The sequence below is a fragment of the Pseudoalteromonas sp. SR45-4 genome, from assembly GCF_014163535.1.
Lineage (GTDB): Bacteria > Pseudomonadota > Gammaproteobacteria > Enterobacterales > Alteromonadaceae > Pseudoalteromonas > Pseudoalteromonas nigrifaciens.
This window is the reverse complement of record NZ_JACJDO010000015.1, coordinates 57,530-69,770: the sequence shown is the minus strand read 5'-3', so window position 1 is coordinate 69,770 and position 12,241 is coordinate 57,530. Positions and strand designations below refer to the sequence as shown.

At 42.2% G+C, this 12,241-nt stretch carries 12 protein-coding genes; 11 read left to right on the top strand and 1 reads right to left on the bottom strand.

Annotated features, from left to right (window positions below):
* Positions 1–8: 8 nt before the first annotated feature.
* The 7 genes from H5058_RS08635 (at position 9) to H5058_RS08605 (ending at position 7,955) form a co-directional block, all read left to right on the top strand.
* Positions 9–1,616, top strand: a complete 1,608-nt coding sequence (locus tag H5058_RS08635; RefSeq protein ID WP_182677685.1) for a carboxyl transferase domain-containing protein — start codon at positions 9–11, stop codon at positions 1,614–1,616.
* Positions 1,617–1,628: 12 nt separating this feature from the next.
* A complete protein-coding gene (locus H5058_RS08630) occupies positions 1,629–2,399 on the top strand; it encodes an enoyl-CoA hydratase/isomerase family protein (protein ID WP_011328130.1) in 771 nt (256 codons plus the stop codon).
* A gap of 8 nt (positions 2,400–2,407) precedes the next feature.
* The gene (locus H5058_RS08625; RefSeq protein WP_182677682.1) at positions 2,408–4,411 is read left to right on the top strand and encodes an acetyl/propionyl/methylcrotonyl-CoA carboxylase subunit alpha; all 2,004 of its coding nucleotides are present in this window, start codon (positions 2,408–2,410) and stop codon (positions 4,409–4,411) included.
* On the top strand, positions 4,411–5,307 hold the full coding sequence (locus H5058_RS08620; protein ID WP_182677680.1) for a hydroxymethylglutaryl-CoA lyase: 897 nt from the start codon (positions 4,411–4,413) through the stop codon (positions 5,305–5,307). Before H5058_RS08625 ends, H5058_RS08620 begins: the two co-directional genes overlap by 1 nt.
* An 88-nt stretch (positions 5,308–5,395) precedes the next feature.
* Positions 5,396–6,094, top strand: coding sequence for a CoA transferase subunit A (locus H5058_RS08615; RefSeq protein WP_058373349.1), 699 nt, complete (start codon positions 5,396–5,398; stop codon positions 6,092–6,094).
* Between the two features lie 17 nt (positions 6,095–6,111).
* Positions 6,112–6,768: a 3-oxoacid CoA-transferase subunit B gene (locus tag H5058_RS08610; protein WP_011328126.1), complete on the top strand. Its 657-nt coding sequence runs from the start codon at positions 6,112–6,114 to the stop codon at positions 6,766–6,768.
* Between the two features lie 290 nt (positions 6,769–7,058).
* A complete protein-coding gene (locus H5058_RS08605) occupies positions 7,059–7,955 on the top strand; it encodes a LysR substrate-binding domain-containing protein (RefSeq protein ID WP_182677678.1) in 897 nt (298 codons plus the stop codon).
* Between the two features lie 326 nt (positions 7,956–8,281).
* Here H5058_RS08605 and msrA read toward each other — a convergent pair whose 3' ends face one another.
* Entirely contained in the window at positions 8,282–9,565 is a 1,284-nt protein-coding gene (gene msrA, locus H5058_RS08600) for a peptide-methionine (S)-S-oxide reductase MsrA (RefSeq protein WP_182677676.1), read from the bottom strand.
* Between the two features lie 251 nt (positions 9,566–9,816).
* Here msrA and pxpB point away from each other — a divergent pair, with 251 nt between their 5' ends.
* Genes pxpB through pcp form a run of 4 tightly spaced genes read left to right on the top strand, consistent with a single transcriptional unit; the run spans position 9,817 to position 12,198 of the window.
* The gene (gene pxpB, locus H5058_RS08595) at positions 9,817–10,479 is read left to right on the top strand and encodes a 5-oxoprolinase subunit PxpB (RefSeq protein WP_182677674.1); all 663 of its coding nucleotides are present in this window, start codon (positions 9,817–9,819) and stop codon (positions 10,477–10,479) included.
* The gene (locus H5058_RS08590) at positions 10,476–11,414 is read left to right on the top strand and encodes a biotin-dependent carboxyltransferase family protein (protein ID WP_182677672.1); all 939 of its coding nucleotides are present in this window, start codon (positions 10,476–10,478) and stop codon (positions 11,412–11,414) included. The genes pxpB and H5058_RS08590 overlap by 4 nt, the downstream gene beginning before the upstream one ends.
* A 42-nt stretch (positions 11,415–11,456) precedes the next feature.
* Entirely contained in the window at positions 11,457–11,537 is an 81-nt protein-coding gene (locus H5058_RS18620) for a hypothetical protein (protein WP_303394021.1), read from the top strand.
* Positions 11,530–12,198, top strand: coding sequence for a pyroglutamyl-peptidase I (gene pcp, locus H5058_RS08585; protein ID WP_220485811.1), 669 nt, complete (start codon positions 11,530–11,532; stop codon positions 12,196–12,198). Before H5058_RS18620 ends, pcp begins: the two co-directional genes overlap by 8 nt.
* The last annotated feature ends 43 nt before the right edge of the window (positions 12,199–12,241 follow it).

Genomic DNA, 12,241 nt, shown 5'->3' with positions numbered 1-12,241 from the left:
ATTAAATAATGACGATTTTAACATCGAGCGTTAATCCTCACGATCCAACGTTTGTACAAAACCATAAAAATATGTCGGCGTTGGTAGATGATTTACGTAATAAAGTGGCAACCATTAGCCAAGGTGGCGGCGCTGCATTAAAAGAGCGCCACGAAGGCCGCGGTAAATTATTTGTACGTGACCGTATTAGCACTTTAATTGACGAAGGTTCGCCATTTTTAGAAATTTCGCAATTTGCCGCCTTTGGTGTTTACGAGCAAGAAATCGCGTGTGCCGGTGTAGTAGCAGGTATTGGCCGTGTTAAAGGTGTTGAATGCATGATTATTGCAAACGATGCCACGGTTAAAGGCGGTACTTACTTTCCGCTAACGGTTAAAAAGCATTTACGCGCGCAAGATATTGCTGAACGTTGCCATTTACCTTGCATTTATTTAGTTGATTCGGGCGGTGCAAACTTGCCAGAGCAAGATGATGTATTTCCCGATAAGCTGCATTTTGGCCGTATATTTTACAACCAAGCCCGTATGTCGGGTAAAGGTATTCCACAAATTGCTGTGGTTATGGGTTTATGTACCGCAGGCGGTGCCTATGTACCGGCCATGGCCGATGAAAGCATAATTGTAAAAGATCAAGGCACTATATTTTTAGCGGGTCCGCCTCTTGTTAAAGCTGCAACCGGTGAAGTAGTAACCGCCGAAGAGCTTGGTGGTGCCGACGTGCACTGTAAAACATCGGGGGTTGCCGATCATTACGCGCAAAATGACGAACATGCGTTGTCGATTGCGCGCCAATGTATAGCGCGTATTAATTACACCCGCCCTACTGCGCCGTTGCTAGAGGAAGTTAAAGCACCTCGTTATGATATTAACGAGCTTTACGGCATTGTTGGCACCGATCTTAAAAAGCCATTTGATGTACGCGAAGTAATAGCGCGCACAGTTGATGACTCATCGTTTGACGAATTTAAACGCTACTTTGGCGAAACCCTAGTAACGGGGTTTGCGAGTATTTATGGCCACCCAGTGGGCATAGTCGCTAACAACGGTATTTTGTTTAGTGAGTCGGCGCAAAAAGGCGCGCACTTTATTCAGCTATGTACGCAGCGCAACATTCCTTTAGTGTTTTTACAAAACGTAACCGGCTTTATGGTAGGTAAAAAATACGAAGCCGAAGGTATAGCTAAACACGGCGCTAAAATGGTTATGGCGGTATCGTGCGCCGATGTGCCTAAATTTACCGTACTGATTGGTGGCTCATATGGCGCAGGTAATTACGGCATGTGTGGCCGTGCATTTGAACCTACCATGATGTGGATGTGGCCCAATGCGCGTATTTCTGTAATGGGCGGCGAGCAAGCAGCCGGTGTAATGACGCAAGTTAAGCAAGACGGTTTAGCCCGTAAAGGCCAAAGCATGAACGAGCAAGAAGTAAGTGACTTTAAACAGCCAATTATTGATCAGTACGAAGAGCAAGGACATCCGTATTATGCCAGCGCCCGCTTATGGGATGACGGCATTATTGATCCTGCCGACACACGTAGCGTTTTAGGACTTGCCTTAAGTGCCGCTAGTAATGCACCAGTGCAAGAGTCGAAATTTGGCGTATTTAGAATGTAATCGGAGCGTAAAATGTCAGTTACTCTACAAATAACAAAATCAAATGTGGCGGTACTCGTTTTAAGCCGCCCCGAAAAACGCAATGCATTTAACAGCGAAGTCATTCAAGAGCTTATAAAATGTATTGAACATGCTAATACGCTCGATATTCGCGCCTTGGTGTTAAAAACTGAGGGCAAACATTTTTCAGCCGGTGCCGATTTAGCCTGGATGAAATCGATGGCAGATAACAATGTTAACGATAATTTAGCCGATTCAATGCAGTTAGCTAAATTAATGCAAGTGTTAGCAACAAGCCCGCACCCTACTATTTGTGCCGTGCAAGGCGCTGCGTTTGGCGGCGCTTTGGGTTTAATTGCCTGTTGCGACATTGCAATATGCCAAGACAATGCACAATTTTGCCTAAGCGAAGTAAAGCTGGGGCTTATTCCTGCGGTTATTAGCCCTTATGTAATTAAAGCCATTGGTGAACGTGCAGCGCGTAGATACTTTTTAACTGCTGAGGTGTTTGATGCGCATACCGCTAAGCAACTTGGGTTAATTCATCAAGTAACCGGTAATTTAGAATGTGCGCTCGACGCTATGCTGCAAACATTGATTGATAATGGCCCGGTTGCTGTAAAAGCGGCAAAAGCGCTTATTAACGATGTAGCAAATAAAGAAATAACCGATGAGCTAATTGAGCTTACCGCTCATCGTATTGCCAAAATTCGTGTATCGGATGAAGGCCAAGAAGGCTTAAGCGCTTTCTTTGACAAACGTCCACCACAATGGCAACTGTAGGATTAATTATGAACGTAAATAAATTACAAAAAATACTGATTGCTAACCGTGGTGAAATAGCGTGCAGAATAATGCGCAGTGCTAAATTAATGGGCTTAACCACAGTTGCTGTGTATTCCGATGCTGATAAACACGCGCAGCACGTAAAAATGGCTGACGAAGCCTACCACATTGGTCCAGCGCCAAGTAAAGACTCGTATTTAGTTGCCGATAAAATACTGCAAGTAGCAAAAGACAGCGGCGCAGATTGTATTCACCCTGGTTATGGTTTTTTGTCTGAAAACAGCACGTTTGCCAACGCATGTGAAGCAAATAATATTGTATTTGTTGGACCACCAGCAAGCAGCATTGAAGCTATGGGCTCTAAAACGCGTGCTAAAGAAATTATGGCCGCGGCTAATGTGCCATTAGTACCTGGTTATTATGGCGACAAGCAAGATCCTGCTTTTTTACAAGCAGAGGCCGAAAAAATTGGCTACCCGGTACTGATCAAAGCAGCATTTGGTGGCGGTGGTAAAGGCATGCGCGTGGTAAATAATACTAATGAATTTATTAGCGCACTTGAAGGCGCACAGCGTGAAGCCGTTGCTGGTTTTGGCAACGACCTAGTATTGCTAGAGCGTTACGTTAACCAACCACGCCACGTAGAAGTACAAGTGTTTGCCGATAACCACGGTAACTGTGTTTATTTAGGCGATCGTGACTGCTCGTTGCAACGTCGTCATCAAAAAGTAATTGAAGAAGCCCCTGCCCCGGGTTTATCAGACGAGTTGCGCAAAGAAATGGGTGAAGCCGCGGTGCGTTGCGCTCTTGCAATAAACTATCGCGGTGCAGGTACAGTTGAGTTTTTACTGTGTGGCGATGAGTTCTTCTTTATGGAAATGAACACGCGTCTGCAAGTAGAGCACCCGGTTACCGAAATGGTTACTGGTGTTGACTTAGTTACGTGGCAAATTAATATTGCCGGCGGGCAAACACTGCCACTCAAACAAGCTGATATTAAATTGCAAGGCCACAGCTTTGAAGCGCGTATTTACGCTGAAGACCCTGCTAATGAGTTTATTCCGTGCTCAGGCACAATTGAAGCACTTTATACTCCGCTAAACAGTGAGTTTGTGCGCATTGATACTGGCATTGCAGCCGGCGACGAAATTAGCCCATATTACGACCCCATGATAGCCAAGTTAATTGTGCATGATGATAATCGCGAACAAGCGCTGAGCCGTTTACAACACGCGCTTGAGCAATTTCACTTAGCGGGCTTTAGTACTAACATTGGCTTTTTACATAACTTAGCTGTGCACCCTAGCTTTAAACAAGGCGCGCCTAGCACTCACTTTATTGCCGAGCAAGGCGATTCGTTAGTGGCGGTTGATCAATCTCTGCGCCAAGCAAGCCAGCTTATTGCAGCCTTTACTTATTTAGAGCAGCTAGTTAGCACTCAAGAAGCGCCAAATACAAGCCCTTGGCAACAACTCAGTGGCTTTGCTCTAAATGCACCGCAAAGCGTTAAAATTGCGTTTGTTGATTTAACCCTTAATGCGGTTAAAACGAATAATGGCTACAGTATTACCCATAATGAGCACGTATTTAATGTTCAAGGCAGTTTAAATAATGGCCTTTGTAGTGTATTTATAAACGGCGAAAAACACACAGCCCACGTAAGTCGCGTTAATAACGTGATCACCGTAATGCACAAAGCACTACAAACTCGCCTAGAGCTAGTAAATAAGCACTATATTAGCGATCACCAAAGTGATGCCCTGCCTTTAGCTGCGCCACTTAATGGTACGGTAGTAAAACACTTAGTTGAGCTGGGCAGTAGTATTACCAAAGGTGACCCTGTGGTTATTATTGAAGCGATGAAAATGGAATATACGCTCAACGCCCCGCACGATGGTATTTTACAAAGCTATTGTTTTGCCGAAGGTGAACTGGTAAGCCATGGCGCGTTACTGGCTATAGTTGAAGATACGACAGTTGCAAGTGACCCTGCTGAGGGAGGCGCATAATGAGCGTTTTTCCGCAAAAAGTGCGTATTGTTGAAGTAGGCGCGCGCGATGGCCTACAAAACGAAAAAGCAGTAACCACTGCCGACAAAGTAGCGCTTATTAACGCGCTTGCTGCTGCGGGTTTAAAAGACATTGAAGCCGGTGCGTTTGTATCCCCTAAATGGGTGCCGCAAATGGCAGACTCAGCTGATGTGATATCGGCTCTTAATTTGCCCGATGTAAACTTAAGTGCGTTAACCCCTAACTTAAAAGGCGCACAAGCTGCTCATGCCGCTGGAATTAAAGAATTTGCCATATTTACAGCGGCTAGCGAATCGTTTTGTCAAAAAAACATTAACTGCAGTATTGAGCAAAGTATTGAGCGTTTTAGCGACGTTATGGAGTTTGCCAAAGCGCATAACATTAAAGTACGCGGCTATGTAAGTTGTGTTTTAGGTTGCCCGTATGAAGGCGAAATAGACCCTCAAGCTGTACTTTATGTTAGCCAAAAGCTACTCGCACTGGGCTGTTATGAAATAAGCCTTGGCGATACCATAGGTGTAGGCACGGCTAAAAAGGTAACTGAGTTACTTACTTTGCTATTACAGCACATTGATAAGTCGCAGCTTGCAGTGCATTTTCACGACACTTACGGCCAAGCGCTCACAAATATTTACGCGGCACTAAACTTAGGTATAGCAACGGTTGACGCGGCAGTAGCAGGCCTTGGTGGTTGCCCTTACGCTAAAGGGGCGTCAGGAAATGTTGCCACCGAAGATGTAGTTTACTTACTGCAAGGGCTTGGCATTAAGCACGGAATTGATTTACAAAGGCTTAGTGATGCAGGATGGCAAATAACAAAAGCGCTTGGCAAACAACCCGTAAGTAAAGTGTCGATTGCATTGCATGCTAAATAACATCCCAAATAATTTTTATACAAAGTATTTATAAACTAACTATCATATAGTTAGTTAAACAATTTAAGCACACAATGAGGAGTGACTCATGGCCGGATTTGATAAGGTAGTTTCTAGTTACGAAGCTGCAATGGCAGGATTAAAAGACGGCGATACCGTAATTGCCGGTGGTTTTGGTTTATGTGGTATTCCTGAGGGCTTAATTAAACAAATTAAGCAAATGAAAACCAAAGAGCTAACTGTGGTGTCTAATAACTGCGGTGTTGATGACTTTGGTTTGGGCATTTTATTACAAGACAAACAAATTAAAAAAGTAATTGCCTCATACGTTGGCGAAAATGCCCTATTTGAGCAACAGTTACTCAGTGGCGAAATTGACGTAGAGCTTACACCACAAGGCACTTTGGCAGAAAAAATGCGTGCTGGTGGTGCAGGTATTCCGGCGTTTTACACCGCAACAGGTTACGGTACGCCCGTTGCCGAAGGTAAAGATGTAAAAGAATTTAATGGTCGCCCTTATATTTTAGAAGAGTCGATAACCGGTGAATTTGCTATTGTTAAAGCATGGAAAGCCGACCGCTTTGGTAATTTAGTATTTCGCCACACAGCAATGAACTTTAACCCACTTGCCGCAACTGCTGGTAAAATTACGGTAGCCGAAGTAGAAGAAATTGTAGAGCCGGGTGAACTTGAGCCAAGCCAAATTCATACCCCTGGCATTTATGTAAACCGCGTTATTAAAGGCAACTTTGAAAAACGCATTGAGCGTGTTACTACACGAGATTAAGCAGGAGTATTAATATTATGGCATTATCACGTGAACAAGTTGCAATGCGCGTTGCACAAGAGCTAAAAGATGGCTATTACGTTAATTTAGGCATAGGAATTCCGACACTCGTCGCAAACTATGTTCCAGACGATATTGAAGTTATGTTACAGTCCGAAAATGGCTTGTTAGGCATGGGACCATACCCAACTAAAGCAGAGCTAGACGCCGATATGATTAACGCGGGTAAAGAAACCGTGACAGCTGCGAAAGGTGCAGCCATATTTAATAGTGCAGATAGTTTTGCCATGATACGCGGTGGTCATGTAGACTTAACAGTTCTGGGTGCTTTTGAGGTAGATCAAAACGGTAGCATAGCATCGTGGATGATCCCTAAAAAGCTAATTAAAGGCATGGGCGGCGCAATGGACTTAGTTGCAGGCGCACAAAATATTATTGTAACCATGACCCACGCCAGTAAGCACGGCGACTCAAAGCTATTAGAGGCCTGCACATTACCGCTTACCGGCGTTAATTGCGTTAAAAAAATAGTCACAGATTTAGCCGTACTAGAAGTTAAAGACGGCGCATTTCATCTGTTAGAGCGCGCTCCGGGCGTATCTGTAGATGAAATTATTAGTAAAACAGCAGGTAAATTACTTGTTGACGGTGAAGTACCAGAAATGGTGTTTTAAGCCCTAGGTTTAAACTTTACCTTGTACCGACCTCATTCCCAGTGCCAATGGCGCTGAGTTACCCAAAATCCCTCTAACGAGGGATTTTTTTTGCCTATTTCTCTAAGTTTTATTATTATTTTAAGAAGCTGACATTTTACGCTAACTTGTAACTGCCCTGCACTACCTTGTTGCACCATTATTGTGAACTTAATGCAGTAAAAGTTTCAACCTTCTGATATCATTGATTTTAATAATTGGTTCAGTTATTGCCTTATATAGGCGACTCAAACAACTTTATATTGGAAAACATGCAAACTCCTATACGTGGTCTTCGCTCATTTTGCTTCGCGGCACGAAGTTTAAGCTTTAAGCATGCAGCAAATGAGCTGTATTTAACGCCTTCGGCTGTAAGCCATCAAATTAAACAACTAGAAGAACAACTTGGCATTGAGCTTTTTGTGCGTAAAACCCGCTCGATTAGTTTAACTACAGCTGGAAAGGACTTTTTTGAAGCTATATCGCCAATAGTTAGTACGCTTGAAAGCACAATTAATGAATTTAGCCAAATGCAGCAAAATACAAATTTAACGATTACCTTGCCTGAGTTTTTTGCAAGCGAGTTGCTAATGCCTAGATTGCGCGAATGGACGTCGGCGCACCCTAATATTAATTTACAAATGGATACGCTTAAAACCCGTAAAGAGCTAACCCGACGACATAGCGACTTATCAATAGTGCTGTCCTCGAATAAGCCAACCGAAGGTGTTGTAACAGAGCTGTTTAACTTAGAGTATATACCTGCTTGCAATAAAAATTTGTTGTCACAATGGAAGGATGATCATTGTAAAGCCCTTAATCAAGTGCCGCTTATATTACACAAAGCACGCCCTTGGGCATGGCATCAGTGGGCCGAGAAAGCTGGAATAGTTGACTTTTCACCAACCCAAATTATACAAATTGACAGCATGTTTGGTGTAGCACGAGCAGCGCAGCAAGGTATGGGTATTGCGCTTATTCCTCTGCCTATAAGCCAAAGCTGGCTAGACGAACTCTGGTTATATAAACTATTCGAGCGCCCGCTGACCACTAAAGACAAGTACTATTTAGTGCAACACGAGCCAAGTAATGTAAATCATCCGCTTGATTTATTTGCTAAGTGGGTTATAGCAACTTTTAAAAATACACAAACCAAACCTATAGGTTAATTTATTTCACTCATTGGGTGTATTTTTATCGTTTGTGATTAATGCTCAATAAATCTAAAGTTCAGCTATCGAAAGTATCGCAGCTTAATTTAGGTTTGATAATTAAGCTGGTAAAAGAATCTTATATTGTGTGTGTAAGATGTTGTCAGTGTAAAAAACGGTTCAAGTTAGGTGGTGACTTGGCTTGAACTGTTTTTATTTTTAGGCAATCCACATAATATTTACTAAAAATAAATTAGGCTTTAATACTGCTTTTTAGCTAAAGCCTTAATTAAAAAGCCCAGTAAAAATTAAGTTTACTGGGCTTTTGTATATCTCACCTATTTTTAATCCCTTGGTATAAATTCAAGAACCGTAGCATTGATACAATAACGGTCTGTACCGCGTGGGCCTTCCCCGGGGAATAAATGCCCTAAGTGTATGCCAGTACTTTTAGAGCGCAGCTCAATGCGAGTCATTCCCCAGCTACTGTCGTCATGTTCAGTAACGCTACTTTTTATTGGATGCGTAAACGATAACCACCCAGTTCCAGAGTTAAACCTATCGTGGGTATCAAATAGCGGCTCGCCACTGAGCTTATCGACAAAGGTGCCATCGGGTGTATTTTTAAAAATTTTGTATTCTTTGCAATAAGCGCGATCGGTTTTTGAATTAAATGCAACTTTATAGGCTTCACTATCGCCTAGTTTAAATGCGCCAAGGGCTTTGTAAAACGCCTCTGGGCTTGCATAGCCTTGACGTCCGTATACTTCAGTGCCATTTTCTAAAAATAAAATAGTGGGGGTTGCCCAGGTTGCCGACTTAATGGTTACACCTTGGAGTTGATCGGCGTGGCGAAAGCTCATAGCAATACTGCCTTTGTAGTCGTTAGCTACAGCGCTTTTAAATTTTTCACAGTATGGACAGTATTCGCGTGAGTCTAATACCACGATTTGTTTACCCATTAATAAAGCGGAGTTATCTACTTGTTCGGGCGGTTTTTTGTTAAACACCACGCCAGTTGAGTGATCGGGACAATAGCCATTTGGATTTTTTTCTAAATAATTTTGATGATATTCTTCAGCTGCATAAAAAGTGTCAAGTGGCTTAATAATAGTGGCTATAGTGCCGTACTCTGCTTGCGTAAGCAGTTGTTGATATTGCGATTTAACTTGCTTTGCTACTTTCGCTTGCTCAGTGGTGGTAGTTAAAATAATTGAGCGATACTGAGTGCCTACATCGTTACCTTGGCGATTTTTTTGTGTTGGGTCGTGGCTTTCAAAGTAGTTTTCGAGTAGCTCCTTTGCGCTAATAATATTGCTGTTATAGGTAACTTGCACAACTTCGGCGTAATTGTCCTCGTCAAAGCGACGTGATTGACTGGTTATATTGCTGTAAGTGGCTTTAAAGCCGTTTCCATCGGCATAACCTGACTCAGCATCAATAACACCATTAAGTGCTTCGTAGCGCTTTTCAGCGCCCCAAAAGCAACCTGAGCCAAGTACTAGTGTTTCTACGTGCATAGTCGCTTGAACATTACTTTGCACTACTTTTTCCATTGATAAAGCAACACTGCTTGCGCTAAATAAAATAGCAACGCTAGATAAATAAATTAAACCCTGATACGACATAAACCACCTCTTAAATAAATGCTAAGGCCGGTTACTGTTGCGAATGTATTTTTAACAAAAAATAGTAACAGGCTTTAATAAAGACCTTACCTGTTGAATTATTATTTCAACTTGGTAAGTAATTAAATACGAGTGAGCGGCTTATAAGGTTTATATTTTATCTCTTAATCCATTTTGCTGGTCGCAATGGTGTAAATAAATCAATAGAACTATGTTAGCTTTGAAACATGTTGTATTAACAGGTTTGTTTTATGAGTTCGGCTCCTATAATTTATGCACTTAGTAACAATAGCTTATTGATAGATGCAGCACATTTAGACGCAAACAATGTATTAACTATACAAAAAAAAATTTGGGCTTTAGCTGCGCACTGTAAAAACACCGCAGAGTTTACCGACTTAGTTGCAGGAATGAATTCCCTCACTTTGTATTTGAAGTCATCTGCGGGCTTAACTAAATGGCTAGAGGCATTACCATTATTATGGGATGAGCTCAAAAGCAGTACTTTTACTGGTAAACACTATTTAATAGAGACCCTATACGAGGGTGAAGATCTTGCTTATGTAGCCCGCTTTCATAATTTAAGTATTGATGAGGTAATTAGTATACATAGCAAAGCTCAGTATCACGTTTTGTTTTTAGGCTTTCAGCCCGGATTTGCCTATTTACATGGTTTAGATACACGCCTACATACCCCAAGGCGCGCTGAGCCTCGCATTAAAGTACCTAAAGGTGCGGTGGCTATTGGCGCTGCCCAAACCGGTATTTACCCTAGCGACACTCCTGGTGGCTGGCATATTATTGGCCATACCAATACCACATTATTTAACAGCTCTCATTCGCAACCTTGCTTAATGCAACCAGGCGATACCCTTGAGTTTGTAGCGCTAAAAAATCAAGGAGCAGGCGCATGATAAAAGTACTAAAACCAGGCGTACAACTCACTATTCAAGATTTTGGCCGAATTGGCTATCGTCATTTAGGAGTAAGTAAAGCTGGCAGCTTAGACCCCTGTGCACAATTAATAGCTAATCGACTCCTTGGTAATAACGACAACGATGCGGTGCTTGAAGTAACTGTGGGCTTATGTGAGCTTGAATTTAACTGCGATACTGTCATTGCCATTCAAGGCGCAGATTTGCAAGCAAAGCTTGATGATCAACCTATTTACCCTGGTTGGACATACGCTATTAAAAATAAACAAGTATTAAGCTTTGCTACAGGACGAGCCGGTTTGAGGGCATATATTGCAGTAAAAGGTGGCGTGCAGTGCCCGCTAATAATGGGCTCTAGAGCAACTGATTTAAATGCATGCTTTGGTGGGCTCGATGGCAAAGCACTCAGCAGTGGTGACTGCATCCCAATTAAGCCTTTTAATGGCCCTTTTATAAAAATGGGGGCTATTGCTCCACCGCAACGTAAAATTATCCGCTTGCACCATAGCCCACACGCAAAGTTATTAGGTAAAACACTTTTGCATAGCTTTACTTCGGGTAAATTTAAAGCCAGCCCTAACAGTAATAGAATGGGCGTAAGGTTAGTAAATAATACAGATAATCTGATGCACACACATTCATTACCTTCTGTGGCTGTGAACCCAGGGAGCATACAATTGCCCCCCAACGGAGAGCCCATAGTATTACTTAATGATGGCCAAACTACCGGCGGCTATCCGCTACTAGGTACAGTGATCAGTGCTGACTTACATCAATTTGCACAGTTTAGAGCAGCCGATAATATAGAATTTGAATATGTAACCCTAGAGCAAGCACGCAGAGCCCAACATAAACAAAATGCTCATTTATATCAGCTCAGTTTAGCACTCAATAATAGCAATAATAAAAAATAGGACGGTTATGCTCGATTTAAATATAAATAGAAGCATAGTGTAATAAAAGTACAAACTCCTACGGCAGTAACCTTACTCGCCGTTAATATTGTTTTAATGTATAGCGTGGTGTTCAATGACTAAATCAACTTACCCTATGGCGTGCGTATTAATTACCGGTTTTGCTCCTTTTGATGGCGAAACCATTAACCCCTCTTGGCAAGCAGTGCAAAAGCTCGACGACCATATAATAATGAAACATAGAGTATGTGCTATTGAGTTATCGTGTGAGTTTAATACTTCTATTGCACAATTACACCAAGCGATAGAGGCCCATAATCCGGCGATAGTTTTATGTGTTGGCCAAGCTGGTGGACGTAACGAAATATCTATAGAGCGTATTGCGATTAATATAGATGACGCTCGCATTAAAGATAATGCCGGTAAGCAACCTATTGATACCCCAATTGCAAAAAATGGCCCAGATGCTTATTTTAGCAATTTACCAATAAAACGTATGCTAAGCGCCTTACATGAAAGTGATATTCCTGCGGCCATTTCTAATACTGCCGGTACTTATGTGTGTAACCATGTGATGTATGGTTTGCTGCATTATATAAACGAAAACTATACAAAAATGAAAGGCGGCTTTATTCATATTCCTTATTTACCAAGCCAAGCAGTGCACCATAATGGCGCACCAAGCATGAGTGAAGAAGTGGTAATAAATGCGCTAAAAGTAATGATAGCTGAAGCTTTGAGCAATGAGCGCGATGTAAAAATAGCAGCCAGCACCACACATTAATCATTTTGGTGCAATACGAGCTATGTTGGTGCATAAATTATTC